This window comes from Fulvivirga sp. AWR4_260 (genome assembly GCF_056158185.1).
This window is the reverse complement of record NZ_JBSWSU010000001.1, coordinates 996,105-1,022,862: the sequence shown is the minus strand read 5'-3', so window position 1 is coordinate 1,022,862 and position 26,758 is coordinate 996,105. Positions and strand designations below refer to the sequence as shown.

General features: G+C 37.6%; 22 protein-coding genes. 17 read left to right on the top strand and 5 right to left on the bottom strand.

The window, feature by feature from the left end; genetic code table 11:
• Positions 1-7: 7 nt before the first annotated feature.
• The 4 genes from ACXACQ_RS04355 (at position 8) to coaE (ending at position 2,567) form a co-directional block, all read left to right on the top strand.
• Positions 8-553, top strand: coding sequence for a DUF1573 domain-containing protein (locus ACXACQ_RS04355; RefSeq protein WP_474974705.1), 546 nt, complete (start codon positions 8-10; stop codon positions 551-553).
• Between the two features lie 103 nt (positions 554-656).
• Positions 657-986, top strand: a complete 330-nt coding sequence (yajC, locus tag ACXACQ_RS04350) for a preprotein translocase subunit YajC (protein ID WP_474974704.1) — start codon at positions 657-659, stop codon at positions 984-986.
• Between the two features lie 29 nt (positions 987-1,015).
• Entirely contained in the window at positions 1,016-1,978 is a 963-nt protein-coding gene (locus ACXACQ_RS04345) for a YbbR-like domain-containing protein (RefSeq protein WP_474974703.1), read from the top strand.
• Entirely contained in the window at positions 1,965-2,567 is a 603-nt protein-coding gene (coaE, locus tag ACXACQ_RS04340; protein WP_474974702.1) for a dephospho-CoA kinase, read from the top strand. The genes ACXACQ_RS04345 and coaE overlap by 14 nt, the downstream gene beginning before the upstream one ends.
• A gap of 55 nt (positions 2,568-2,622) precedes the next feature.
• Here the strand turns inward: coaE and ACXACQ_RS04335 are convergent, their stop codons facing one another.
• The 3 genes from ACXACQ_RS04335 to ACXACQ_RS04325 form a co-directional block, all read right to left on the bottom strand.
• Positions 2,623-3,225 carry a hypothetical protein gene (locus ACXACQ_RS04335; protein WP_474974701.1) on the bottom strand — a complete coding sequence of 201 codons (603 nt, stop codon included), beginning with the start codon at positions 3,223-3,225 and terminating at the stop codon, positions 2,623-2,625.
• A 309-nt stretch (positions 3,226-3,534) separates the two neighbouring features.
• Complete coding sequence (locus tag ACXACQ_RS04330; protein ID WP_474974700.1) at positions 3,535-4,587, bottom strand: lysylphosphatidylglycerol synthase transmembrane domain-containing protein; 1,053 nt, start codon at positions 4,585-4,587, stop codon at positions 3,535-3,537.
• The gene (locus ACXACQ_RS04325) at positions 4,588-5,337 is read right to left on the bottom strand and encodes a segregation and condensation protein A (RefSeq protein ID WP_474974699.1); all 750 of its coding nucleotides are present in this window, start codon (positions 5,335-5,337) and stop codon (positions 4,588-4,590) included. It lies immediately after the preceding gene.
• Positions 5,338-5,528: 191 nt separating this feature from the next.
• On the opposite strand from ACXACQ_RS04325, the gene dxs reads away from it, so the two are divergent.
• Together dxs and ACXACQ_RS04315 are read left to right on the top strand one after the other, a co-directional pair.
• Positions 5,529-7,451: a 1-deoxy-D-xylulose-5-phosphate synthase gene (gene dxs, locus ACXACQ_RS04320; protein WP_474974698.1), complete on the top strand. Its 1,923-nt coding sequence runs from the start codon at positions 5,529-5,531 to the stop codon at positions 7,449-7,451.
• Complete coding sequence (locus ACXACQ_RS04315) at positions 7,451-8,230, top strand: alpha/beta fold hydrolase (RefSeq protein WP_474974697.1); 780 nt, start codon at positions 7,451-7,453, stop codon at positions 8,228-8,230. The genes dxs and ACXACQ_RS04315 overlap by 1 nt, the downstream gene beginning before the upstream one ends.
• Positions 8,231-8,235: 5 nt before the next feature.
• On the opposite strand, the gene ACXACQ_RS04310 is transcribed toward ACXACQ_RS04315, so the two are convergent.
• Positions 8,236-8,832: a DUF4202 domain-containing protein gene (locus ACXACQ_RS04310; RefSeq protein WP_474974696.1), complete on the bottom strand. Its 597-nt coding sequence runs from the start codon at positions 8,830-8,832 to the stop codon at positions 8,236-8,238.
• A 371-nt stretch (positions 8,833-9,203) separates the two neighbouring features.
• Between ACXACQ_RS04310 and nirB the strand changes: the two genes are divergently transcribed.
• The 8 genes from nirB (at position 9,204) to ACXACQ_RS04270 (ending at position 22,367) form a co-directional block, all read left to right on the top strand.
• Positions 9,204-11,696 (top strand): nitrite reductase large subunit NirB, encoded by a 2,493-nt coding sequence (nirB, locus tag ACXACQ_RS04305; RefSeq protein WP_474974695.1) that lies wholly within the window; start codon positions 9,204-9,206, stop codon positions 11,694-11,696.
• A 22-nt stretch (positions 11,697-11,718) separates the two neighbouring features.
• Complete coding sequence (nirD, locus tag ACXACQ_RS04300; protein WP_474974694.1) at positions 11,719-12,114, top strand: nitrite reductase small subunit NirD; 396 nt, start codon at positions 11,719-11,721, stop codon at positions 12,112-12,114.
• A gap of 74 nt (positions 12,115-12,188) precedes the next feature.
• Positions 12,189-13,979 carry an ATP-binding protein gene (locus ACXACQ_RS04295; RefSeq protein WP_474974693.1) on the top strand — a complete coding sequence of 597 codons (1,791 nt, stop codon included), beginning with the start codon at positions 12,189-12,191 and terminating at the stop codon, positions 13,977-13,979.
• A 9-nt stretch (positions 13,980-13,988) separates the two neighbouring features.
• Positions 13,989-14,666, top strand: a complete 678-nt coding sequence (locus ACXACQ_RS04290; RefSeq protein ID WP_474974692.1) for a response regulator transcription factor — start codon at positions 13,989-13,991, stop codon at positions 14,664-14,666.
• Positions 14,667-14,800: 134 nt separating this feature from the next.
• Complete coding sequence (locus ACXACQ_RS04285; RefSeq protein WP_474974691.1) at positions 14,801-16,063, top strand: alginate export family protein; 1,263 nt, start codon at positions 14,801-14,803, stop codon at positions 16,061-16,063.
• 1 nt (position 16,064) lies between these two features.
• Positions 16,065-17,405, top strand: a complete 1,341-nt coding sequence (locus ACXACQ_RS04280) for a NarK family nitrate/nitrite MFS transporter (RefSeq protein ID WP_474974690.1) — start codon at positions 16,065-16,067, stop codon at positions 17,403-17,405.
• Positions 17,406-17,429: 24 nt separating this feature from the next.
• Positions 17,430-20,936 carry a molybdopterin-dependent oxidoreductase gene (locus ACXACQ_RS04275; RefSeq protein WP_474974689.1) on the top strand — a complete coding sequence of 1,169 codons (3,507 nt, stop codon included), beginning with the start codon at positions 17,430-17,432 and terminating at the stop codon, positions 20,934-20,936.
• 9 nt (positions 20,937-20,945) lie between these two features.
• The gene (locus ACXACQ_RS04270) at positions 20,946-22,367 is read left to right on the top strand and encodes a rubredoxin (protein WP_474974688.1); all 1,422 of its coding nucleotides are present in this window, start codon (positions 20,946-20,948) and stop codon (positions 22,365-22,367) included.
• Here the strand turns inward: ACXACQ_RS04270 and ACXACQ_RS04265 are convergent, their stop codons facing one another.
• A complete protein-coding gene (locus tag ACXACQ_RS04265) occupies positions 22,368-22,514 on the bottom strand; it encodes a hypothetical protein (protein ID WP_474974687.1) in 147 nt (48 codons plus the stop codon). It lies immediately after the preceding gene.
• 178 nt (positions 22,515-22,692) lie between these two features.
• On the opposite strand from ACXACQ_RS04265, the gene ACXACQ_RS04260 reads away from it, so the two are divergent.
• The 3 genes from ACXACQ_RS04260 (at position 22,693) to ACXACQ_RS04250 (ending at position 26,739) form a co-directional block, all read left to right on the top strand.
• Positions 22,693-24,741, top strand: coding sequence for a S9 family peptidase (locus tag ACXACQ_RS04260; RefSeq protein ID WP_474974686.1), 2,049 nt, complete (start codon positions 22,693-22,695; stop codon positions 24,739-24,741).
• A 204-nt stretch (positions 24,742-24,945) separates the two neighbouring features.
• Complete coding sequence (locus tag ACXACQ_RS04255; protein WP_474974685.1) at positions 24,946-25,404, top strand: hypothetical protein; 459 nt, start codon at positions 24,946-24,948, stop codon at positions 25,402-25,404.
• A gap of 69 nt (positions 25,405-25,473) precedes the next feature.
• Positions 25,474-26,739 (top strand): MFS transporter, encoded by a 1,266-nt coding sequence (locus tag ACXACQ_RS04250; RefSeq protein WP_474974684.1) that lies wholly within the window; start codon positions 25,474-25,476, stop codon positions 26,737-26,739.
• Positions 26,740-26,758 lie beyond the last annotated feature (19 nt).

Genomic DNA, 26,758 nt, shown 5'->3' with positions numbered 1-26,758 from the left:
AGAGGTTATGATTAAAGGAATGAGAATTTCAATGCTAGTTGCTTTAGTGGCTTTAGTATTTGCCAGCTGTGGCAGCAATAAAGAATCTGAAAAGAAGATTTCTGATTTAGAAAATAGAATTAACGAGCTTGAAAGCACAAGTAGTACTAGTGCTCAGCCTGCTACTACTGTTAATCAAGCACAGCCAGAAGTAAAACCAGAAGGTCCACTTCCTAAATTCGAATTTGAAGAAGAAGAATTTGATTTCGGTACTATTACTGCTGGTGACGAAGTAGAACATGTTTTTAAATTCAAAAACACTGGTGAAGCACCTTTAATCATCCAAAATGCTGTAGGTTCTTGTGGATGTACAGTGCCAACTTGGCCTCATGAGCCTATCGCAGTAGGTGAAACTGCTGAGATTACTGCTCACTTCAACAGTAAAGGAAAAGTGAATGCTCAAAATAAAACTGTAACTATTACAGCTAACACTTGGCCTAAAAAGACTGTTTTGAGAATTAAAGCTATGGTTAACCCTAGTGAAGATAGCTCTCAAGGCCCTGTGAAAAAATAATTGATTGATTATATATAAAATTCATCCCAGCTCCTTAATCGGGGGTTGGGATTTTTTGTTTTAAAAGGTGTACTTTTGCCGAAATTTTAATTATTAAAGACGTATGTTTAAGACAGTTTTACTTCAGGCAGCAGGTGGTGGAGGCGGATTTACTTCTCTGATTTTATTTGGAGGTATGGCCATTGTGTTTTATTTTTTCATGATCAGGCCGCAACAGAAGAAACAGAAAGAACAGAAGAAGTTTATAGAAGACATTAAAAGAGGCGACCAGGTAGTAACCATTGGTGGTATTCATGGTAAGGTATTAAGTACTGATGAGGCCAATGTAGTACTAGAAATAGACAAAGGAGTTAAAATAACTATTTTAAGAAGCTCTATTTCGTTAGAAGCTTCTAAGCCAGCTCCTACAGCAGAAGAAAAGGAAAAGAAATAAGCTATAATTTGAGCAAGCTAAGCGAAATATTGAAATCATTACGGCCCGAAAGTTATAACCACATTCGGGTCATTTTGCTTTGTGTTTTTGCTGCTACTACGTTCTGGTTTTTAAATGCCCTGAACGAAAATTATAGTACCACACTTAATTATCCTGTTCAGTTTATCTACGATAAGGAATCGTACATGCCTGTAGATGAGCTTCCCGAATATGTGCAGCTAAATGTTAATGGATTAGGCTGGAACTTATTTCGTAATAGTTTGGGAATAAAGGTTACACCATTAGAAATTCCATTAGACGCACCCTCAGAAGAAAAGAAAATTGTAGGTGCTGCTTTACCCGGTTTGATTTCTGAACAGTTAGATGAATTTCAGCTCAACTATGTGCTTACAGATACTTTGGCTATTAACATTCAAAAAAGGGTAAGCCGTACTTTTATTTTACGAGTAGATAGCGCTGCTATTTCCTTGGAAGATAATTATCAGTTAGTTAGTCCCATTGCTTTTTCTCCTGATTCGGTTCTACTTCAGGGCCCAGAGGAGGTGCTAAATGCCATGGGAGACACTATATATATTCAATTACCCCAAGAAAATATAGATGATAATTATAAAGAGGACGTGCCTATCTCTATAAAGAATGAGAAGGCTTCTTTAATAAGGAGAAACCCTCCCATAGCTTTAGTTAGTTTTAGGGTGCAAGAGTTTAGTAGCGAAGAGGTGACAGTTCCATTAGAGGGTGTTAATTTTCCGGAGAGATATACGGTAAATGTAACTCAGAATACCGTTCTGGTTAAATATTATGTAGCTGCATCTAAACGAGACGAAGTGAAGCCAGATGGCTTTGAAATTGTCTTGGATTATAATTCTATGAATAAGGCGGATTCTACCATTTCTCCTAAGCTTGAGAAATATCCTGAATTCTTACAAGAGGTAAGGATTGATACTACTTTGGTTAAAGTAGAGATTGCAGAAAAAGATAATGCAAAGAAGTAAGCCTTTCCAAGTAGGAATCACTGGAGGAATTGGCTCGGGCAAATCTCTCATTTGCCGTATGTTTTCCTTATTAGGAGCCCCTGTTTATAACGCAGATGAGCGCAGTAAGTGGCTTACAAATAATCATCCAGAAATAATCTCATCCATCAAAGACCATTTTGGCAGTGAAGCTTATCAAAACCGTGAGCTGAATAGGTCTTATATAGCATCTAGGGTGTTTACTAACCCTGAAGAACTCAAGGCATTAAATAGTATTATTCACCCTAAAGTAGCGGAAGATTACTCGCAATGGGTATGTGAGCAGGAGTTTGCTTATGTTATTAAAGAGGCTGCTATTATGTTTGAATCTAACTCGCATAAGCAACTCGATTATGTCATTAACGTAGCCGCGAGTGATGATATAAGAATAAAGCGGGTTTTAATGCGCGATTCTTTTAGAAGCGAAGAAGAGATAAAGAATATTATTGCTAAGCAAATGAGTGAAGAAGAGCGTGCTAACTTGGCTGATACTTCTATAATTAATGATGGCTCTGTATTGGTGATTCCGCAAGTATTGTCACTTCATAATAAATGGTACAAAAAAAGGTAGCTCATTTAACGAACTACCTTCTCCTTGTTGTTATAGCTAAATTGTAACCTCTTACTTATTTTATAGTGTAAGTTTCTGTACTACCAGAGACAGTTACATTGATATATTTAATTCCTTCTACTTTATTTAAGTTGTAAAGTTTAGCGAAAGTGTTTTCGAAAGCCTCCGTGCTATTGTAAATTACCTCGTTTTTATCGTTTAATACTTCAATTTCGGCAGACTGATCTCCTGCTTTTATTAAAGTAACCATTACCAAGTTGCTATCCCTTTTAAGCTGAGTGAACTTAATGGTTTCTAAAGAAGGCTCGAGTATTGTAGTTATGTTTCCATGTAGTATAGTTTCTGTACTCACTACTTTGTTACCTTCCATTACTTGTAAGTAATAGATGCCATCTTTTAATGCATTGAGGTTATAAGGCCTTACAAATGCATTAACATTTCTTAAGCTTTCTGTAAATAATACTTTACGTTTTGCATCAAGTAGATTTACAGTGACTTTACTGTTGCTTTTATTACGATAGTAAAGTTCATAAACACCCTGCTTATTATTAAGCATTGAAACTTTTGCTGTTTCGTTGTTATTTGCTTTGTCTTTTTCTGTGGCGAAACCTTGAAGAGCTGTAGCAATAATTGTGAAAACTAAGATTAGCTTTTTCATTCTGTTTTGAGTTTTTTGTTTTTTGACAGTGCAAAACTCGTAAAAGAATCAAAGTATTTGGTTTCTATATTTTCAAGGGATTTTTAAATAATTGTTGGCACAAGGCTCGATATCTTAAGTATAAGTAACTTGGTCTTAATATAATTCAAAGTTGCTTTTTTAGTTCACCAATTTCTATTTGGTAAAAGCATGAGATTGCAAAATAGCTTATTCCCACACATGGAAAGAATACCTAACTCTACTGAGCTGTCCCTGAGAGGCAGATGAGTTGATTTGTTAACATTAACTTAATATTGGCGTGCGGAAAAATTAACTTTGGTAAAGCTTTTTTTCTTCTTTAGTAAAGAAAACTTTCTTTATCCAGCGAGGAAGTACTGCAGCTCCCCCTAATAAGTAAGGGTAATATGTTATCAACCTCCAGAAAAGTGTAGTACCTAAGGTGAATTCTACCAAGTACCCGTCAAATAGTTTGATGAAGAATTCTTCAGCCAAACCTGATCCTCCAGGAGTAGGTGATACCAGCATTACAATCCATAATATTAGATGCTTACCCAGTATTAATAGGTGATCTGCAAAGGTTAGTCCACTAGTATAGGCCTCAATAATGCAGTTAAGTATGGCATATCTTGCTAGCCAAGCCACTATAGTGGACAGGATAATTTTTATCCAATAGCGTTTCTTTTTACCATTAAGTAGGGTTGAAGCCCACATAACTTCATTGCCGTGCTGATATGCGGCATATCTCCATTTTCTGAGAAATTTAATGGAAGTAACCTTAATCAATATCCACTTAAATACGCGAGGTCTATAAAACAATGCAAATGCCATTACAAATGTGTATATGGCTATTAGCGAATAGCTGGTAATAAATAATCCTTTTATTGTGCCTTCGAAATCAGGGAAATGATCGGTGCCGATAAGAAGTAGAGCTACCGGGGCAAATATTACAAAAAACAAGTTATCTAGTATGGCAGTAAGCATTACATAAGCCAATGACTTACCTAGGTTTATGCCTTCTTTAAGTAAGATGAAAACGGCTACGGCCGTGCCTCCTACCACACTTGGTGTAACTGCCGATGCAAATTCCCAGAGTATAATAACGTATACGCTGTTTTTCCAGCTTAGCTCTTCATTAGTTAAAGTTCTAATCCTGTAGATATACGCTGCATCTTTTAAGAATAGCACAAAAAATGCTAGAATAACAGGTATTATCCGAGCTTCGAAAATGAGGTTTAGCTTTTGAGGAGTAAAGGTGTCGTCAGATAGGATTTTATAAACAACAAAACCAATGCTTATTACAGCAGGGACCCAAATTTTGTTAGGGTTGAGTGTTTTTAGTATTTTCTTAGTGTCAAGATTCATTTACTCCGTAGCGACTTCCTCTAGTTTTTCAATCCAGAAATTATTAAACCCCTCTCCTATGTACATAGTAATAATGTTGAGCTGCAGTAATTCCAGAACAGATAAAAAATTAAATATTACCGCAATTTTAACAGGAGTCTCTTCTATAAGTTTAGAAAAAGCAATTTTTGGAGTGTCCTTTAGTAAGGTTAAGATATGTTGTTTTTGCCCTGTAATGGTATAGGGGTATTGTATAACTTCGTGTTTTGGCTTGTTTTGCTCTATTTCGTATCGCTCCATCACTCTTTGAAAAACCTTTAATAATCTATAAAGGTCCAAATCTTGTAATTCAGATTCTACATTTACTGTTTCTGAGAGCGATTTAATTTCTTTTAATACATTTCCTCTCTTTTCTTTACTAATTTGAGCTTCTTCCATTTCTTTCAGTTGCTCTAGTACAGATTTATATTTTTTGTATTCTAAGAGGTGCTTTACCAGTTCTTCACGAGGGTCAATTTCATTCCCCTCTTCGTCCAAAACAGGTCTTGGCAAAAGCATTTTTGATTTAATACGCATCAGCGTAGCAGCAACCAAAATAAATTCGCTGGCCACTTCTATGTTCATCTGCTCTAGCCGATGCAAATAATCAAGGAAATCATTAGTAATGCCAGAAATAGGAATGTCATGAATATCTAATTCATCTCTTTCTATGAAGAAGAGAAGCAGGTCAAAAGGGCCTTCAAAAAGGGGTAATTTAATTTCGAAACTCACGATATTCTATCCTCTGTTTTATTGCGCGAAGCACTCCAAAGATATTACTTAAAGCTCGAAATCGTATCCTTGTGTAAAAAAAAATGTAATTTTGTAAATTACTGATTAAGAATCGCTGCACGGTTTGCAAGAGGTTTATAAAACAGTTACCTTCAGTTGTTGTTTATGAATAACAAATCCATTTTTTGCCGATGTTAATTGAGCCAGGAAAACTACTAGCTACCATTGATAGCCCTGATGATTTGAAAAAATTAGATCAGACTCAACTGGTACAGCTTTGTGACGAATTAAGACATTTTATTATTGATAATGTTTCTGTTTATGGTGGGCATTTTGGTGCCAGCCTCGGAGTGGTTGAGCTAACAGTAGCCTTACATTATGTTTTTAATACGCCTGATGATCAACTGGTCTGGGATGTAGGACATCAAGCTTATGGCCATAAAATATTAACAGGCAGACGTGATGATTTTCATACTAACAGAATTTATAATGGGCTTTCTGGTTTTCCTAAAAGAAAAGAAAGTGAATATGATGCCTTTGGAGTAGGACACAGTAGTACTTCTATTTCTGCCGCGGTAGGCATGGCGGTTGGTTCAAAATATAAAGGCGAAAAAGACAGGCAACACATTGCTGTTATTGGTGACGGAGCCATGACTGGCGGTTTGGCTTTTGAAGGTATGAATCATGCCGGTGTTTCAAATTCTAATTTACTTATCGTACTCAACGATAACTGCATGTCAATAGACCCTAACGTAGGGGCGCTTAAAGATTATTTGACAGATATAACCACATCTCATACTTACAATAAAATGAAAGATGATGTGTGGAAGATTCTTGGCAAGGTTAGCAAATTTGGGCCAAATGCCAGAGAAATTCTTTCTAAAGTAGAGAACAGTGTAAAATCATTCCTGCTTAGCCAAAGTAATATGTTCGAGTCTTTGAACTTAAGATACTTTGGACCAGTAGACGGGCACGACATCAACCACTTGGTGAGTGTGATGGAAGATCTTAAGGATATAAAAGGACCTAAGATTTTGCATTGTATTACCATGAAAGGTAAAGGCTATGCTCCGGCTGAAAAGGGAAATAAAACTACTTGGCATGCACCAGGTAAATTTGATAAAGTAACCGGGGAAATCCGTAAAAAGGAATATGACGCTCCGCAACCACCGAAATACCAAGATGTATTTGGTAATACTTTAGTGGAGTTAGCGGAGAAAAACGAAAAAATAATGGGGATAACCCCTGCTATGCCTTCTGGCTCGTCATTAAACATTATGATGAAAGCTATGCCCGAAAGGGCTTTTGATGTAGGTATAGCAGAGCAGCATGCAGTTACTTTTTCTGCAGGCTTAGCCACACAAGGGCTTATCCCATTCTGTAATATCTATAGCTCATTTATGCAGAGAGCATATGATCAGGTTATTCATGATGTGTGCATTCAGGATCTGCCTGTGAATTTCTGTTTAGATAGAGCAGGGCTTGTTGGTGCTGATGGGCCAACGCATCATGGATTATACGATATCGCTTATATGCGTAACATTCCTAACATGATCATAGCTTCGCCAATGAATGAAGCTGAGTTAAGAAATTTAATGTATACTTCTCAATTGCCAAGAGAAGGAAAAGCATTTACCATTCGTTATCCGCGTGGCCAGGGCGTAATGCCAGAATGGAAGACACCTATGGAAGAAGTGAAAGTAGGTACTGGCCGTAAAATAAAAGATGGTGAAGAAGTAGCCATACTTACTATTGGTCATATTGGTAACTACGCTGTGGAAGCTTGTGCTAATTTGGCTAAAGGAGGTTTGAATCCGGCACATTATGATATGCGTTTTGTAAAGCCGCTAGATGAAAATATGCTTCATGAGATTTTCAAAAACTATACTAAAGTAATTACTGTAGAAGATGGTTGCTTAATGGGAGGTTTTGGATCTGCCGTGTTAGAGTTTATGAGTGACCATGGTTATCAGTGTACTGTGAAGAGACTAGGAATTGCTGATACCATTGTAGAACATGGCGAGCAACAACAGCTACACAAAGAATGCGGCTTTGATGTAGAAGGCATTGAAAAGGCCGTTATAGAGATTTCTGAAAAGGCATACGCAGAATAATGGCCGCAAAATTAGCGTATAGCGATGCAGGCAAAGGTTTTCCTCTTGTGCTGCTTCATGGTTTTTGTGAGTCTAAAGCCCTTTGGGATGATTTCATTGCTCCATTAAGTAAAGAATATCGTGTATTAGTGCCTGATCTGCCCGGCTTTGGAGATAGTAAACTTCCCGAGGGAGATTTTACCATCGATGAGGTAGCTGAGTATGTAATGGACTGGTTAAAGGCTATTGGTGTAGATAAAGCTGTTTTTGTAGGGCATAGCTTGGGTGGATATGTCGCTCTTTCCATTGCTAAGTATTATCCAGAGTGTGTTACTGGTTTGGGGTTATTTCATTCTTCAGCTTTTCAAGATGATGAAAATCGTAAAGACAGCAGGAACAAAACCATTGATTTTGTGGAGAGAAAAGGCGTTAAAGTTTTTGCCGAATCATTTATTTCTCAGCTATTCTACGTTAAAAACAGATCTGTTAATCAGCATTTTATAGACAGGACTATTGCAATGGCTTCAGCCACTAAGCAGAATACTTTAATTCAGTATACTAAAGCAATGCGTGACCGCCACGATAGCCTCGATGTTTTGAGACAAGCTCAATACCCCGTTCTAATTATAGCTGGGGATCAAGATACAGCAGTACCTTTAGATAAATCAAAAGAGATGGCGGAGATGACGCCCAAAGCGATGTTTTCTGTATTGACCAATGTTGGTCACATGGGTATGTATGAAAAGCAATCAGAAACCATTCAACTCGTTTCTGATTACATGGCATTTGTACTTAAATAGCTTTATTACTCTGCATTTAAAGCTGCATGAATATATTTACTTTCTTCTTCATCAAAGGGTATAGTTAGAGCTGCTTCATGACCTTTTTCAGACATTTTACCCCAGGTTTTTCTTAAGATGCTAACCACTTTTTCTTCTTCATGCCCTTTAGCGAATGCCTTAAAATAATGCTTTAAAAACACGAGACAAATCACATCTTCTAATACCTGTACATCAGGGTTGGATTTTAATCCTTTTTTCAAAATCAGTTCCGAGACTTCTTGAATTTCTGATGATTCATAGCCATGCTTTTGCATAAGCTCTCCAAGTATTTCACTGTGCATTTGTTTTGCTTTAGTTCTCCAGAGCAGATACCCTTTTCTGTCCATAGGAAAGTCAGACCTTGGAATAGCCCATCTTTTTATATGCTGCCCCCGTGCTGCTATTTCTAACGTTGCTTTTGGAGTGGCTATATACTTTTGTAACGTCTCTGTCATGCGAAGAGAGTAAAGATATTCCTTTGCGAAATTTTGCCCGTCAACCACCTCTACCGTAGGGTCTTGCTGATTGGTGTTATCAATTTCGTTGATAACGTGAATTAGACGAGAATCATTTATAGTCACAGAGTTGTTGTGTTTTCTTTAATGTTCAATTTGGCATTTCATGTCCTCCCCTATCGGGGCAACGTGCAAAGATTAAATTTCTTTGTAGATATTTCGAAGGGAAGAAAGTACTTTTTTCTCATTACTACAAGTGTCATCCTCAATAATGCTCATAGATCCTTTTCATTCGTGGTCTTTGGCAAATAACTCATGTGTTTTTAAGGTTTTTCTCTAGTGTCTTAATGTTATCCTTTCTGTGCGATTGGCATTTGATCGGATGAAAATGACGCTCTTAATTTTTAATCTTATCGTAAATATACGTAGATATGTTTGCTTAATTAAGTATTATTTACGTAATATTACGTAAGTTGTTGAGTAATTATACATCCGTTATGAAAAAGATAGTTGTAATAGGTAATGGTATGGTTGGCTATAAGTTTTGTGAAAAGCTGAGGGACAAGGCTGAGGCTAGTCGATTTAGAGTTGTGGTTTTTGGTGAAGAATTTTTGCCGGCTTATGATCGTGTTCATCTCAGTGAATTTTTCTCAGAGCAGTCGGCCGATGCATTGCTCATGGCTCCAAAAGATTGGTATAGCGCCCATCACATTGAGCTAAGAACGGGCGAGTTGGTTACAGGTATTGATAGAAATAAGAAATTTATTACTACCCATAAAGGACACACAGAAAATTACGATTATCTGATATTGGCAACAGGATCGAAGCCATTAGTGCCACCTATCGAAGGGGTAGATAGAAGTGGCGTGTTTGTTTATAGAACCATTGAGGATCTTGAAAATATTATGGAGTATGCGAATTCTGCTGAGAGTGCCGCAGTACTTGGTGGCGGCCTGCTAGGCTTGGAGGCTGCCAAGGCTCTGCTAGATCTTAACCTTCTAACACATGTAATAGAATTTGCAGATAGGTTAATGCCCCGACAGCTAGATCAGGCAGGCTCTGATATGCTCAAAGCATCTTTGGAATCTCTTGGATTGCAAATTCATCTGAATAAAAATACGAGAAGTATCGAAGGAGCTGATAAGCCAGAAACTTTTGTTTTTCAGGATGGTAAAACTTTGAATGCTGATATGCTGGTAATTTCTTGCGGTATAGTGCCTAGAGATGAGCTGGCGAAGGAGTGTGGTCTAGAAACGGGCACTCGAGGCGGAGTGATTGTTAATGAAATGCTTCAAACATCGGATCCTAATATTTATGCTGTTGGAGAAGTAGCACTATACGATGGGTTCATTTATGGCTTGGTAGCTCCAGGTTATGAAATGGCTGACGTAGTGGTTGACCAGCTGTTGCAAGAAGAAAATAAAGTTTTTAATGGTTGCGATATGTCAACCAAATTAAAGTTGATAGGCATTGAAGTGGCCAGTTTTGGTAATGCGCTTGATTTGGAAAAGAAGGGTACGGCTATAACTTATGTTAATGATAAGAAAGGAATTTATAAGCGAATAAATGTTTCTACAGATGGTAAGGAATTGCTTGGGGGAATACTGGTTGGTGACAGCTCTGACTATAATTTCTTAATGCAAATGATGCAAAATGGCATGGTATTACCTCCAGATCCCGAAGACCTTATCTTAGGTTCAAGAGGTGGTGCAAGTACTAATGACATGATGGGGAGTTTGCCAGATGAAGCTCAGATCTGCTCGTGTGAAAATGTGACTAAAGCAGATATAGTAACTGCCATCAAAAATAATTCATTGGAAGAGTTATCTCAGGTTAAAAGTTGCTCTAAAGCTGGTACTGGCTGCGGTGCCTGTACTCCAATGGTTAATGATATTCTACAAAGCACACTAAAGTCTCAAGGCAAAAGGGTACGAAATGTTATTTGCGAACATTTTGACTACACCCGACAAGAGCTGTTTGATTTGGCAAAAGTAAAGGAAATAAAAACATATAATGAACTTCTAAATGAGTTCGGTACAGGTAGTGGGTGTGAAGTGTGCAAGCCAGCGATAGCTTCCATACTAGCCAGTATATTCAATGACCTTATTGTAAAACAAGATACTATTCAGGATACTAATGACCGTTATTTGGCTAATATCCAAAAAGGCGGATCTTACTCAGTAGTGCCTCGAGTGGCAGGTGGAGAAATTACTCCTGAAAAGTTAATCATACTGGGGCAGGTGGCTCAGAAGTATGGTTTGTACACTAAAATTACAGGCGGGCAACGCATTGATTTGTTTGGTGCGCGCTTAAATGATCTGCCAAAAATTTGGAAAGAGCTAGTAGAAGCAGGTTTTGAAAGCGGTCATGCATACGGCAAATCTTTAAGAACAGTTAAGAGTTGTGTAGGCTCTTCATGGTGTAGGTATGGCTTACATGATTCCGTTTCTTTTGCCATAGAAGTAGAAAATAGGTACCGAGGCTTAAGGTCTCCTCATAAACTTAAGGGGGGTGTTTCGGGCTGTAGAAGAGAATGTGCCGAGGCTCAAAGCAAGGATTTTGGCATAATTGCCACCGAAAAAGGATGGAATTTGTATGTATGTGGAAATGGAGGAGCCAACCCTCAACATGCTCAGCTATTGATAGGAGACATAGATAAAGATGCATGCGTCAAATACTTAGATAGGTTTCTTATGTTCTACATCCGTACGGCAGAGCCGCTAAACAGAACAGCCACTTGGTTAAACAAGCTTGATGGCGGTTTGGATTATTTATATGATGTTGTGGTTAATGATTGCCTAGGCATTGGGGAGGAACTTGAGAAGGATATGAGTTACATGGTTGATACTTATAGCTGTGAGTGGAAGGAAGTAGTGGAAAATGAGCACTTACAAGCTAAGTTTAGTCATTTTATGAATTCAGAAAGTCATGATCCTAATCAAAATTTCACTGAAGTAAGAGGACAAAAAAAACCGGTTGAATGGTCATAAATTATCAATTAAGCATTGGGTTATGAAAAATAATGAATCAATAGTTGAAGTAGATGCCGTTTATGAGTCTGTAGGGCGCGAGGAGGTGAAAGTATGGATTGAAGCAGCTCCTATAAGCAGTTTTCCTATTAATGGCGGAGGGTGCATTTTGTATAAAGGATTACAAATTGCCATTTATAATTTTACGCACAGAGCGGAATGGTATGCGGTGCAAAACTTGTGTCCACATAAACATCAGATGATCTTATCGAGAGGTATGATTGGAACGCAAGGAGAAATGCCAAAAGTGGCGTGTCCATACCATAAAAAGACTTTTTCGTTGAAAACTGGTGAAAATCTAAATGACAACCTCTGCTCGTTAGCTACCTACCCTGTAAAAGTTGAGAATGATATTGTTTACGTAGGTTTTAAGGCGTAATCTGTTACGTAATTTTTCGTACTCAATAATTTTAGTTTAAATTAGGTGCCTAATTAAGTGTCTGATGGTAAACTATGGTCCGATTATTAAAATTTGATAAACTTGGCAGGTTTTATATTCTGGCACTTTCGGCAATAGCGGCAAGTATTATATTTAGCCAGGTTGTAATTCAAACCTTTATGGGGAAACAGCAGAATGATGCACGAACCATAAACGTAGCGGGTCGGCAGCGTATGCTCAGCCAAAAAATTAGCAAGGTAGTGCTTCAACTTGGAGCTATGGACTCGTCCACTATACAGAGAAAATACCTTGTTGAGTTAGATACTACCCTAAACCTATGGATTAGGTCTCATAATGCATTGCTCCATGGAGATGATACGATGGATGTTCCGGGCACAAAATCTGAAGAGATTTTGCAAATGTATGAGCAGATTTACCCACATTATCAGGCAATGGTTGATAATTCCAAGGCTATTTTATCAAAATTAAGAACTCATCCCAATACCGATATATCCCCAGAGATTAAAGCAACTTTAGAACATGAAGAGCCATTTCTTTCTGGTATGGATGACATCGTTTTTGCTTACGATAAATATGCCGAATCAAAAGTTATTCAACTCAAAAATATAGAGATAGGTTTACTTATTCTTTCGCTTTCTATCATTCTTTTAGAGTTCTTTTTTATATTCAAACCACTAGCCAGAAATGTAAGACTTACTTTAAAAGAACTTGTTGATTCTGAGGCTAAATCTGTGTCTATGGCAGAGGAAATGAGTAGGTTGTACGAAGAACTTGTAAGGTCATATCAAGAGCTAGAGTCAGTAAATACTGAGAGTGAGCCACAGCAGGTTTATGCTACTATATATTCCTCAGGAAAATTTAAAACAGTTGCACCAATATTTCTGAAATTATTGGTTGAAGAGACTGCGGCTTTCCCCACTTCATTACAAGGTTTATTACAAGCTAATGATTTTAATGAGCAGTTTATTAACGATTTATTTTCTCTAATAAATGAAGGACATTCATGGAACGGAGAGCTCAAATTAATTGATTTTGAAGGTGATTTTTGCTGGCTTGAAACCTCTATTATACCTGTTAGTTTTGGAGTGAAACAAGAGTTTAAGATAATTGGGCGAAACGTAACAGAGCTTCGTGAGGCCAAGATTAGATCTCGAGAGATCAATAGAGAAAAGATAGAGAAAAAAGTAAAGGAACAGCAATACCGCTCGGTACTTATACTTGAAGGTCAGGAAGAAGAACGAAGAAGATTAGGGCGTGAAATGCATGATGGTATTGGTCAAATGCTTACTGCTTTAAAACTAAGTATTGAATCGATCACACCCACAGACTCTATTCATACCAAAAAGAGATTGCGAGATACCAAATCTCTAATGAAAAGCATTATACAGGAAGTAAGACGGATATCATTTAACCTTACCCCTACCAGCTTAGCTGATTTTGGTATAGTACCGGCTGTAAAAAAGTTTTGCTCAGAAGTTAATAATATTTCTGTACCTGAAATTATTTTCATTAATAAAACCAATTTTGTTAACCGGTTAGAAGCCCATATTGAAAGTAACCTGTATCGAATAGTGCAAGAGGCTGTCAATAACGCTATTAAATATGCAAAGGCAAAAAATATAACTGTCAGTTTTGAGCACAATTTGTATCAATTGGTGATTAGGATAGAAGACAATGGCAAAGGCTTTAATTACGAGAATCTTGTTCATTCTGGCCATTTTAAAAAAGCAGGTCATGGTATTTTTAATATGAAAGAAAGAGCTGCTTTTGTAAATGCCACTTTTGACTTAAATTCAAAAAATGGCGAAGGAACTGAAATTACTGTAAAACTTCCCCTCGAATAAATAAAGTATATGATAAATATAATGCTCGCGGATGATCATGAGATTGTCAGGAAAGGAATAAAGATGTTATTGGAAAGTGAATCTGATATAGATGTAGTGGCAGAGGCTTCTGATGGTGAGGAGGCGGTGAAGTTGCTATCTGAAATCCAACCAGATTTAGTCATAATGGATATACGTATGCCGGTGCTCAATGGTATAGAAGCTACCAAGGCTATAAAAACCTCCTTCCCTGCCATTTCTGTCTTAGTGCTTTCTATGCACGATGATGAAGAGTATATCACCAGGTCTATTGACTGTGGCGCAGATGGCTATTTGCTAAAAGATTCGGGAAAGGAAGAATTTGTAAAAGCCATACACACCGTATATGACGGGCAAAAATATTTCAGCGCTGATATTTCAAATATTTTGGTTAATAATTATTTATCTGCGAAAAAAGGTGCTGTAAATAAAGAAATAAAACCCCTTGATCAAGGAAAAGATTATGGCCTTACCAAGAGAGAGCATCAAATTCTACAAATGATATATGCGGGCGTTTCCAATAAGGACATTGCCGATCAATTAGAGAAAAGTATACGAACTGTAGAAACTCACAGGTTTAATATAATGAAGAAGTTAGAAGTAAACAGTATTTCTGATCTTCTACGTAAAATTGAAAATGAACCAATGTTAAAAAGCCAGCTGAGATAGAATAAATTCATTTTTATTCTATATTTCTACGTAGTTTTTTAGATTACGTAAATTATTACGTAGAAAAGATTGACTTTGTGATTTTATATTACGTATTTTTACTTAAAATATTTAAGTAATTAACTTGCGAAATCATGAGGCACTTAGTCAACCTTACCTTATTCATGATGTTGAGCATATCTTCATATGCACAATTTTCAATATCAGGACAAGTACGCCCCAGAGCCGAATTGTATAATGGCACAAATTCGGCCCTTGCTCCAGAAAATAGTCAACCCGGACTTACGATTCAGCAACGTACTCGTTTAGCTTTTCAGTTTGAGAAGGACAACGTAATCGTTCATTTCACTCCACAATATATCAATTTTTGGGGCCAATACGCTGAAAACTCTTCTGAAGGTATGATTTCAGTCTTTGAAGCCTGGGCTGGTTATAAGTTTTCCAAGTCTTTTACTTTACAGTTTGGTCGTCAACCTATTTCTTATGGAGATCAGAGATTTCTTGGGGCTCTAGACTGGGCTGCTTCTGGCCGTGCTCATGATGCACTGGTAGGAAAGTGGAGGACTTCACATATTAAAATTGATGCAGGTGCTACCTGGAATCAGGTAGGGTTTACCAATGATATTAGTGCAGCAGTAAACACAGGGGAGGCTAATGCTAAAAGCTTGCAATACCTATGGATAGACGGTGGGGGCAAATTTCTAAAATACTCCATTGTAGGGGCTAATATTGTTACCGAAACTACTCCAGGAACCTATTATTCTTATGGAACCTTTGGCTTGATACCCAAAATTATTTTGTCAGATAATTTTTCTATTAATGCTTCTGGTTATGTGCAGCTGGGAAAATTTAAAGGTAAAAAGGTGGCCGGTTCTTTATTTTCTCTGGAAGGAACTTATAAGCTTGGAAAAATGCCTTTAACCGCAGGTGCTGATGTAGTCTCTGGGGACAAAGAAAATACAGGGAAGGATGAGAATTGGAAGCAGCCTTTTGGAACTAATCATAAATTTTATGGTTTCATGGACTTCTTTTACGTAGGTGAGCAACCTACCATGGGTTTAAATGATTATTATTTTAAAACAGCCTTTCCCACCGGAGAAAAATCTAAGTTAATATCTCACCTACATTATTTCGCAGCTAATCAAAAGTTTACCGATAAGGTCAGTGATACAGGCCTTACATCTGAAGGCTATTTGGGCACAGAGGTAGACTTGATATATGATCGTAATATTGGTGCTGAGCTCAACTTAAAAGTTGGGTACTCTCAGCTATTTGCCTCAGATAATTTTGAAATGTATAAAAGCGGTTCGGCAGACAGGATCAATAACTGGGCCTGGGTACAACTGTCTTTAAACACTGAATTCTTCCATAAAAATAACCTACTTAATCAAGACTGATATGAAAACATTAGAAAATGGACAAGCAACCAAAATTAAATTGTGGAGCATAAGCTCACCACAAATGCGCGCATTTCACTTTTCCTGGATGGCATTCTTTCTTTGCTTTTTCGGGTGGTTCGGTATAGCTCCTATGCTACAAATAGTAAGAGAAGACTTGGGTATTACTACTGATCAGATCGTGACAACAAACATGGTGGCAGTAGCATCTACTGTATTTATGAGGTTAATTATCGGTTGGTTATGTGATAAAATTGGTCCGCGTATTACCTATACATGGCTATTGATTCTGGGCTCTATACCTGTAATGACTATCGGTCTTTCCCAAAATTATGAACAGTTTCTGCTTTTCAGAATGTTTATTGGTGCCATTGGAGCGTCTTTCGTTATCACTCAGTTTCATACTTCGGTTATGTTCGCTTCTAATATAGTTGGAACTGCTAATGCTACCACTGCGGGCTGGGGAAACCTTGGTGGAGGAGTAACTCAGCAGATTATGCCAATAGTGTTTGCTGCTGTATTAGCGGTAGTGGGTTCTGAAACTCTGGCGTGGAGGTATGCCATGGTGGCTCCAGGGGTATTATTATTCATTATGGGAATATTGTATTATAAATTCACTCAGGATACTCCCACAGGAAATTACAACGATTTAAAAGCTGAGCAATCTGAGAAGGACAATGCCGGGAGCGCATTTTTAGAGGCCTGTAAGGATTATAGAGTATGGGTGCTGTTTGTAATTTATGGTGCCTGCTTTGGTGTAGAGCTTATAGTCAACTCTAAAGCTGCATTGTATTTCTTTGATTATTTTAAAATGGATATGGCCACAGCAGGTCTTATAGCCGGTCTTTTTGGTTTGATGAACCTCTTTGCTAGGTCTTTGGGAGGTATTATTGGCGATTTCTTTGGTAAGAGTTCAGGTTTATCTGGCAGGGTAAGGTGGCTATTCTTTGCTTTATTATTTGAAGGTATGGCGTTAGTATTATTTTCAAGAATGGGTACTATACCTACTATTATTGCTTCCTTAATAGCCTTTAGTCTTTTTGTGCAAATGAGTGAAGGTGCCACTTATAGTGTAGTGCCTTTTATTAATAGAAAAGCACTGGGAGCTATTTCTGGAATAGTAGGTGCCGGAGGTAATGCAGGTGCTGTTGCAGGTATGTTTTTATTCAAAAAACAGCTTACTGGACTCGAATGGACGGATTCTTTCATGATTTTAGGAATTATAGTTTCTTGTATCAGCTTCTTTACTTTCATAGTGCGTTTCTCGCCTGAGACAGAAGCTGCGGTGAAAGAAGAAAGAGAAAGAATTTCACAAGGGGAGCCTATTCTCCAGGCTTCTTAATAAGAATAAAACTTCTCAGCTGTTATGGTCAAAAAACAAAATACGTATAAAAGCACCTGTTCTTACTGTGGTGTTGGCTGTGGTATAAAACTGACAGTAGACCAGAAAGGTATTATTCAGCTGCAAGGTGATGAAGACTATCCTGTAAATAAGGGCAAGCTTTGCTCTAAGGGTATGAATTTGCATTATACCGTAATGGATAAATCTGACAGGTTGCTTTACCCTCAAATGCGAGGCAGTAAAAGTCACCCCATGACCAGGGTAAGCTGGGAAGATGCTATGTCGCGTGCCGCGGCAGTATTTAATACTTTAATTGCAAAGCACGGACCTGATTCAGTTGGGTTTTATGTTTCGGGACAATGCCTCACAGAAGAGTATTATTTGGTTAATAAGTTAACCAAAGGGTTTTTAGGCACTAACAATATTGATACTAATAGCAGACTTTGTATGAGTTCTGCAGTAGTAGCATATAAGTTGGCTTTGGGCGAAGACTCAGTGCCACTTTCTTATGACGACATTGAGCTGGCCGATTGTTTCTTTATTTCTGGAGCGAACCCGGCTTGGTGTCACCCTATTTTGTTTCAAAGAGTTTTAAAACATAAAGAGAATAATCCACATGTAAAGATTATTGTGGTCGATCCGCGCAGTACTGACACGTGCAGCATGGCTGATCAGCACTTGCAAATTATGCCAGGCACTGATGAGGTGCTACTTCATGCGATAGCTCGGGTTCTTATTGAAAATGGATATATCAATGAAGATTTTATTGCTAGTTATACAGATGGTTATGAATTGCTGCATAAGCAGGTGATGAGCATTTCAGTAAAGGAAGCAGCTGCTATTTGTCAGATTTCTGTGGATGATATTTTGCTCGCTGCCAGAACGATAGGCCAGTCTAAAGCTTTTATCAGTATGTGGGCAATGGGCTTAAACCAAAGTACGGAAGGGGTGAATAAAAATTTGGCTTTGCTTAATCTGCACCTTGTTACAGGCCAAATTGGCAAGCCTGGTGCTGGTCCTTTGTCGTTGACAGGCCAGCCAAATGCCATGGGTGGTAGAGAGGTAGGTGGTATGGCCAATTTGTTAGCGGCTCACCGAGACTTGGCTAATGATGATCATAGAAGAGAGGTGGCTGATTTTTGGGGAGTAGAGTCTATCAATGCTCAGCCGGGTAAAACAGCTACTGAAATGTTCGAGGCTTTGAAATCAGGTGAAATGAAAGCCATCTGGATAATATGCACTAACCCCTCGGTAAGCATGCCGAATGCTCGATTAGTAGATGAAGCTCTTTCGCAAGCCAAATTTGTTGTGGTTCAGGATATTTCATCCTCCAGTGATACTGCTAATTATGCCGACCTTTTACTACCAGCTGCCTCATGGCTGGAGAAGGAAGGCACCATGACTAATTCTGAACGAAGAGTTAGCTATTTACCCCAAGTAATTTCACCCCCGGGAGAAGCGTTGCCAGATGTAGAAATCCTAATGAAATTTGCACAGGCAATGAATTATAGAGGATTTGACTATGATTCTACTGAAGATATTTATCTGGAACATTGTGCACTCACGAAGGGCACCAAAATAGATATCTCTGGGCTTAACTATAATATTCTTAAGGAAAAAAGTATGCAGTGGCCGGTGCCCCATAAGCAACATGAAGGTACTCCGAGGCTGTTTGAAGATAAGATATTCTATACACATAATCAGAAAGCAAAAATTCACATTTCTGGTCTTGGTCTTAAACCTGAACCTCTAACTACTGACAGGCCTTTGATTCTTACAACAGGTAGAATACGGGATCAATGGCATACTATGACCCGTACAGGAAAAGTCAATAAGTTGAAAAAGCACATTCCTAAACCCTTTTTAGAAATGCACCCAGATGATGCTTCCGTAAGAGACCTTAGGGATGGTGACCCTGTAAATGTGATTGGTGATAGAGGAGATGTTCGTGTTACAGTAAAAGTCACTTCCTCTATAAAAAAAGGTGTAGTATTTCTGCCTATGCATTGGGGCAAATTACTCGGTAGTGATAAGGGCAGAGCTAACAATCTCACCAATGACACCATCGATCCAAGGTCTAAGCAGCCTGGTTTTAAGTATTCTGCAGTTGAAGTTACTAAGTATGTTAAACCAGTTTCGAAAATTATCATTATTGGTGCCGGTACAGCGGCTTACAGGTTCATTCAAACCTACAGGGAAGTAAATCAAAATGATGAAATTCATGTGTTCTCAAAGGAAAAATGGCCTTTTTACAATCGAGTATTGCTTCCGGAATATATAAATGATATAAAAGAATGGAAGGACCTGATGAAGTATCAGGATGCTGAGCTTAGATCCTTAAATGTTTACATACATTTATCCAATGGTGTAGTGTCTCTTGATCGTACAAAAAAAACAATAACCGATGAAAAAGGTGAAATACATCATTATGATCAACTTATTTTAGCTACTGGTAGCAAGGCTTTTGTACCTCCGGGAGCACCACTTCATTTACCGGGCGTTTTTACTATGAGGGAAAGAAAAAATGCTGATGATCTCAAGAGTTTTCTATCACCTCATGATCACGTATTGGTTATAGGAGGCGGCCTTTTGGGGCTAGAAATGGTGGCGTCTTTGAGAGAAATGGACATGGAGGTTACTATTGTACAGCTTAGTTCGAGGTTGATGGAGCGGCAGTTGGACGCCATGGCAAGTACCTTACTAAGGCAGTATGTAGAGGAGCTGGGTGCACAAGTAGTTACTAACGATCAGGTCATTAACCTATACCAAAAATCAGACAATGAGCTGGAAGCAGTTTTTAGAAGTGGTCGTTCGGCAAGGTTCAAAAGTGTAATCTATGCTGTGGGTACTAGACCAAACATAGAGCTGGCAGCCATGGCAGGATTAACTTGCTCTAGAGGCATAAAAGTAAATGAAAATATGCAGACCTCTGATCCTGAAATTTTTGCAATCGGTGAAATTGCCGAGTATGAAAAGAAAACTAATGGCACTACCGCTGCTGCTGAGGAGCAGGCAGATTGCTGTGCAAAGTTTTTACTTGGAGATCCCTGTGCAGCCTATTCTGGTTCTACCATCATGAATATCTTGAAATTTTCGAACCTGGACCTGTGCTCCATTGGCCTTCCGGAAATACCGGTCAATGGTAAAAATTATGATGAAATCATTTTTATGGATAGGTCTCAATTGTATTATAAAAAATGTATTATCCATCAAGATAAACTTGTTGGCGCCATTTTGATGGGTGATAAGAATGAGTTTGCGGACTTTAAGCAACTGATAGAAAACAAAACGGAACTTTCTGATAAGCGCCTCCAATTACTAAGATCAGGAAAGACCACTAACCCCATAAAAGGAAAACTTGTTTGTTCTTGTAATAATGTAGGATCTGGAAATTTGGAGTCGGCCATAGAACAGGGGTGTCAGGACTTGAGTTCAGTCTGTCAAGCAACGGGTGCCGGACTTGGCTGCGGTAGTTGCAAGTCGGAAATTCAAAGAATGTTAAATAGTAAATTACAGCACGTAGAGGTGTAATTTTATAGTATGATTAGAGAAGAGAAGTTTAAAGACCTTGTTAGGGTCTTTGTAAAAGGTGGGATTATCTCACCAGGCGATCTGCTAAAAATTTTGTTACTAGCAGAAAAGCTAGGTTCAGATTATATTCATATTGGCTCCAGACAAGATATTTTATTTCCAGTAAAACGGGAATATATCCCAAACTTAAAGCACCTTTTTAACGAAATAGCAGTGTCTTATGAGGTAGAAAACTTTGTAAAGCAAAATATTGCCAGCAGCTATGTGGCTTTGGATATTCAGCCTAGTAAAAAATGGCTGGCCTCACACCTTTATGATTATATTCTCAATAGTTTTGACTATTTACCTAAGCTTAGAATAAATATTGTAGACCCATCACAGAGTATGGTTCCACTATTTACTGGCAACATAAACTTTGTAGCTTCGGAATACGAGAACTTCTGGTATGTTTACTTCCGCTTTGATCATCTTAATAATAATAAGCCGTGGCAACTTCCATACTTAATTTATGGTGAAGAAATTTGTCGCTTTTCCAAAACCATTGAAGATATTGACATTGAGCAGAATGGAATTGAATTTTCAGACTTACTTCACCTCCTGTCTGAAAAGGTTTTTAATACTCAACCGATCTCTGAAAAATTAGTATTGCCAGAAATCAATTTTTCGTACTATGAGGGTATCAACAGAATGTCTGATGGTAAATATTGGCTGGGGCTTTATTGGCGAAATAATAAATTTTCTATTCCTATCTTAGTTTCCATCTGCAGAAGATGCTTAAATACTGATATTGGTATTATAACACTCACCCCATGGAAATCTTTAATAATTAAAGGAATACATGAGCAGCATCGGGTAGGTTGGGAAAAACTCATGGGAAAGGCAGGTATGAACCTTCGTCACTCTTCTTTAGAGCTAAACTGGCATTTACCAGTGCGAGATGAAGAGGCACTAAATCTAAAAGTAGAATTAGTTCGAACCCTAGATCAGCAAGATATTAGTACTTACGGCCTTACGTTTACCATTAAAACAACCAATGATATCACGCCTTTTTCAACAGTTGTAATTGAGAAAAATGGTGAAACTTATAATATTCTTTATTCAAAAGATTTTAATCCTAACCTCATGGATTATAGTGTATATGCAAAAGAAGTTGAAAAAGAATCATTGGCGGCTCTATTAATTGAGCTGAGCCACATTTATTATGATAATTTACCAGAAGATACTGTTTTACATAACATTGGCGATACTTTGCTCGAAAATTTGCAGAAGGAATTATATCAGTGTAGCAAGTGCAAGACTGTTTACGATAAAGAATATGGCGACCCTGGTAATGGGATAGTTCCAGGTGTCGAATTTTCTAATTTACCAGACACTTACGAATGCCCATTATGTGGATCAGGTTTAGCTGATTATGAGAAAATGCTGCTCTGATTATCCCCCGCAACCTAAATTCTTTTTCAAGTTTCGGTTGGGTATACCTCCAAATTGATTTTTACTATCATCTTCTTCTTTAGGCTTTTCTTCTTGGTTCGATTTTGACTTATTATCTTCTTTTTCTTTTATCTCTATTTTAGGCATAATTATATTAATTTTAGTTTTAAATATCTTTATAAACGTTTCTAGCATTCGATTAGTTTTCCTAATTGCTATTTATCTCCAATGCCTCGTTAAGATGAAATTATTTAACAACATAACCGTAGCCTGTTTGATAACCTGTAGTTTTACAGCGTGTCAGAAAATTGAAAAAGAAAATAACATGAATAAACCTATTGCACCAAAAGCAGAGAAAGTAGAGAAGAAATTAGTAGCGCACGGTGAGACTAGAATAGATAATTATTATTGGCTTAATGATAGAGAAGATTCTAAAGTAATAGCCTATTTGGAAGCAGAGAATGCTTATACAGATACCATATTAAAACATACTGAAGGGTTACAGACCAAGTTGTACGATGAAATTATAGGTAGAATTAAGCAAACAGATGAATCAGTACCTTATAAATCTAATGGTTATTGGTATTATACTCGATTTGAAGAAGGAAAGGAGTATCCGATTTTCTGTAGAAAGAAAGGTAGCCTTGAGGCCGAAGAGGAATTGATGTTGAATGTAAATGTTATGGCTGAAGGTCATGAATTTTATATGGCAGCAGGACTTAATGTAAGTTTAGATAACAAGCTTTTAGCCTATGGTGTAGACAGTGTGGGAAGAAGGCAATATACCATCCATGTTAAAAATTTAGAGACAGGTGAAATTTTAGATTTAGCTATTGAAAATACTACAGGTGGTAGCACGTGGGCTAATGACAATAAAACCCTTTTCTATACAGCCAAAGATCCAAATACTTTAAGGTCTGATAAAGTTTACAAGCATAGATTAAATGCCAAAACTGCTGATGAATTAGTTTTTGAGGAAACAGACGACACTTTTTATACTGGCATATATAAAACTAAAAGTGACAAGTATTTGGTGATTTGGTCAGGTAGTACTTTAACTAATGATTATAGAATATTAGACGCTAACACACCAGAAGGTGAGTTTAAACAATTTACTCCAAGGACTAGGGGGTTGGAGTATTCAGTGGAGCATTTCGAAGATAAATTTTATGTGGTAACTAATCTTGATGCTGTCAACTTTAGGCTAATGGAAACACCAGAAGGCAATACCGACATAAGTAATTGGAAGGAAGTAATTGCTCATAGAGAAGAGGTGTACCTAGAAGGGATTGAAGTATTTAAAAACTACTTAGTGGTGGAAGAGCGCAGTAAGGGATTGACATTGCTTCGCATTATTAATCAGCAGACAAAAGATGAGCATTATTTAGATTTCGGAGAAGAAGCCTACACTGCTAGCGTAAGTGTTAATCCTGAGTTTGACACAGACTTATTACGGTATAGCTACACATCCATGTCCACTCCTCATTCTACATATGATTATAATATGCAGACAAAGGACAAAAATTTATTAAAGCAGCAAGAGGTTATAGGTGGTTACAATTCGGACGAATATATCACTAGGCGTTTGTTCGCTACTGCCAGAGATGGAGTACAAGTTCCTATTTCATTAGTTTATAAAAAATCACTGAAGAAGGCAGAGGGTAACCCGACTCTATTATATGGGTATGGTTCATATGGTCACACAGTAGACCCATACTTTAGCTCAGTTCGTTTAAGCCTTTTGGATAGAGGGTTTGTTTTTGCTATTGCGCATGTGAGGGGAAGCCAAATGATGGGGCGTCAATGGTATGAAGATGGTAAAATGTTCAAGAAGAAGAATACATTCAATGATTTTATTGATTGTGCGGAGTATCTTGTTGAAGAAAAGTTTACAGAGAAAGATAACCTCTTTGCTATGGGAGGAAGTGCCGGAGGTTTATTAATGGGTGCTATTATAAATCAGAGGCCAGATCTATGGAAGGGTGTTGTTGCTTCAGTGCCCTTTGTTGATGTAATGACTACCATGCTTGACGAGTCTATTCCGCTGACTACTGGCGAGTATGATGAATGGGGTAATCCTAATAACAAAGACTCTTACGATTATATGCTATCATATTCCCCTTATGACAATGTAAAGGCTCAGGCATACCCTAATTTATTAGTGACAACAGGCCTTCATGATTCGCAAGTACAGTATTGGGAACCTGCAAAGTGGGTGGCAAAACTTCGCGAATTAAAAACGGATGATAAAATTGTATTGCTAGAGACAAATATGGATGCAGGACATGGCGGTGCCTCAGGAAGATTTGAGCAATTTAAAGAGGTAGCTCTTGAGTACGCATTTGTGTTAGATTTAGCAGGTGTTAAAGAATAATACAACTCTTAAATAACAAGAGAAGCAGCACTTTAAGTGTTGCTTTTTTGTTGGTGTGGTGTTGAATATTTATATATGAGGTGGCAAATATTCCACACAGTGGAACTTGCGGTATTTTCAAATATTCTTTTTTAGGCTGTTTGGGCGGTTTTTAAAATTGGTATATCAATTGAATTCATAGAGATATTTAAAATTTAGAAAACTATGAATGCTAAACACGCTAACCACACTAAAAGAATAATACATGCATTGGATAAGTTAATCCAGAATCACAAATCATCGTTAAGCGCATATGAATTTTTATGTAGCGGAGTTAATGAGAATGAACTAAAACAATATTGCACTTCGGCCATTGAGTTAAGAAGAACTTTAATCGAAGACCTTACAAGTGAAATTTCGGTTGTAGATGAAAGTTATGAACTATCAGATAGCACTTTATTCTCACCAGAATTAAAGGATAAGAAAAAGCCTTCTAAAGCGGTTATCATGGAAACAATCAAAAAACTAGAAAAGGCCGTTGTTAGAATTTATATGGAAGTAATGAGAAGCAATACTTTCTCAAACATGACAGAAAGCATTTTGAGAGGGCATTTAGAAACCTTAAGAAATAGACTTAAGCAAGTAAAAGAACAAAACGCATCAAGCATGCTACAAGCGGCTTAAAAATCTTCAGTAATTAGAATTCTCTTTCCCTGATAATATATTACTAATACTTTGAATTAACTTCGCAGCATGAAGTCAAAGAATGATCCATATGCTGCGTTGAGAATCAAAGAATTCCAGCATTTTTTAATTTTACGATTTGCCCTAATCTTTGCCTGGGGGATGCAATTTGTCGTAATAGAATGGGAAATCTACAGTCTTACTAAAGATCCTCTTTCACTGGGCTTTATTGGTTTGGCGGAGGTAATACCTGCAGTATCGCTAGCGTTATTTGCTGGGCATATTGTAGATCAGCTAGAAAAACGAAATTTACTAATTAAATGTATTCTAGGTTTTACTGCTATCAGTGTAGGTTTATTCTTACTTACTTGGCCTTACTTTAACCAGCACATTGCAGAGAATCATATAATAATATTTGTATATATTCTGGTTTTCTGTGGAGGCATTGTAAGATCGTTCTTAGGGCCCACGGTCTTTTCATTGTTTTCGTTAATTCTACCAAAAAAACTATATCCTAATGGTTCTACTTGGAGTAGTGGTGCATGGCAAATGGGGGCAGTACTTGGCCCTGCTATAGGTGGCCTTACCATTGGCTGGATAGGCGTACACTGGTCATTATTAGTAATTGTAGCTTTTGCTATTTTGGCTTTTGTGTTTTTACTATTAATAGAGCCAAAACCAATTTTAAATACAGCCAAAGGTGAACCTGTGTTGAAAAGCTTAAGAGAAGGCTTGAAATTTGTCTTTGATACTAAAGAGGTGCTAAGTGCTATTTCATTAGACATGTTTGCAGTATTATTTGGAGGTGCAGTTGCCCTTCTTCCTGTTTTTGCGCAAGATATTTTAAAAGTTGGCTCTACTGGCTTTGGTGTTTTAAGAGCAGCCCCTGCCGTAGGCTCTTTCCTTACTATTATGGTGGTAACGTACTTCCCCTTAAATAGACGCGCAGGTTTAAAACTTTTGCTAGCTGTTTTTGGGTTTGGACTATCTATTATAGTATTCGGTTTATCAAACATATTTATAATTTCTCTTCTGGCGTTACTATTCAGTGGAATTACGGATGGCATTAGTGTAGTTATTCGTCAGACTATATTACAATTAAAAACACCTGATAACATGAGGGGCAGGGTATCTTCAGTTAATAGTATGTTTGTGGGGAGTTCTAACGAGCTCGGGGCATTTGAGAGTGGAATAACTGCTAAGCTGATGGGTACAGTTACCGCTGTAGTGTTTGGAGGCTCCATGACCTGCCTTATAGTACTTTTTACAGGGATATTCTCTAAAAAAACAAGAGACCTTGATCTTACAAAAGATATAGAAGAAAACGACCTGTAAATCTCTTCTATAGAAGTTA

Coding starts and splice junctions, on each gene's coding strand:
- ACXACQ_RS04355 (WP_474974705.1), top strand. CDS start 8: ATGATTAAAGGAATGAGAATTTCAATGCTAGTTGCTTTAGTGGCTTTA.
- yajC (WP_474974704.1), top strand. CDS start 657: ATGTTTAAGACAGTTTTACTTCAGGCAGCAGGTGGTGGAGGCGGATTT.
- coaE (WP_474974702.1), top strand. CDS start 1,965: ATGCAAAGAAGTAAGCCTTTCCAAGTAGGAATCACTGGAGGAATTGGC.
- ACXACQ_RS04335 (WP_474974701.1), bottom strand. CDS start 3,225: ATGAAAAAGCTAATCTTAGTTTTCACAATTATTGCTACAGCTCTTCAA.
- ACXACQ_RS04330 (WP_474974700.1), bottom strand. CDS start 4,587: ATGAATCTTGACACTAAGAAAATACTAAAAACACTCAACCCTAACAAA.
- dxs (WP_474974698.1), top strand. CDS start 5,529: ATGTTAATTGAGCCAGGAAAACTACTAGCTACCATTGATAGCCCTGAT.
- ACXACQ_RS04315 (WP_474974697.1), top strand. CDS start 7,451: ATGGCCGCAAAATTAGCGTATAGCGATGCAGGCAAAGGTTTTCCTCTT.
- nirB (WP_474974695.1), top strand. CDS start 9,204: ATGAAAAAGATAGTTGTAATAGGTAATGGTATGGTTGGCTATAAGTTT.
- nirD (WP_474974694.1), top strand. CDS start 11,719: ATGAAAAATAATGAATCAATAGTTGAAGTAGATGCCGTTTATGAGTCT.
- ACXACQ_RS04295 (WP_474974693.1), top strand. CDS start 12,189: ATGGTCCGATTATTAAAATTTGATAAACTTGGCAGGTTTTATATTCTG.
- ACXACQ_RS04290 (WP_474974692.1), top strand. CDS start 13,989: ATGATAAATATAATGCTCGCGGATGATCATGAGATTGTCAGGAAAGGA.
- ACXACQ_RS04285 (WP_474974691.1), top strand. CDS start 14,801: ATGAGGCACTTAGTCAACCTTACCTTATTCATGATGTTGAGCATATCT.
- ACXACQ_RS04280 (WP_474974690.1), top strand. CDS start 16,065: ATGAAAACATTAGAAAATGGACAAGCAACCAAAATTAAATTGTGGAGC.
- ACXACQ_RS04275 (WP_474974689.1), top strand. CDS start 17,430: ATGGTCAAAAAACAAAATACGTATAAAAGCACCTGTTCTTACTGTGGT.
- ACXACQ_RS04270 (WP_474974688.1), top strand. CDS start 20,946: ATGATTAGAGAAGAGAAGTTTAAAGACCTTGTTAGGGTCTTTGTAAAA.
- ACXACQ_RS04265 (WP_474974687.1), bottom strand. CDS start 22,514: ATGCCTAAAATAGAGATAAAAGAAAAAGAAGATAATAAGTCAAAATCG.
- ACXACQ_RS04260 (WP_474974686.1), top strand. CDS start 22,693: ATGAATAAACCTATTGCACCAAAAGCAGAGAAAGTAGAGAAGAAATTA.
- ACXACQ_RS04255 (WP_474974685.1), top strand. CDS start 24,946: ATGAATGCTAAACACGCTAACCACACTAAAAGAATAATACATGCATTG.
- ACXACQ_RS04250 (WP_474974684.1), top strand. CDS start 25,474: ATGAAGTCAAAGAATGATCCATATGCTGCGTTGAGAATCAAAGAATTC.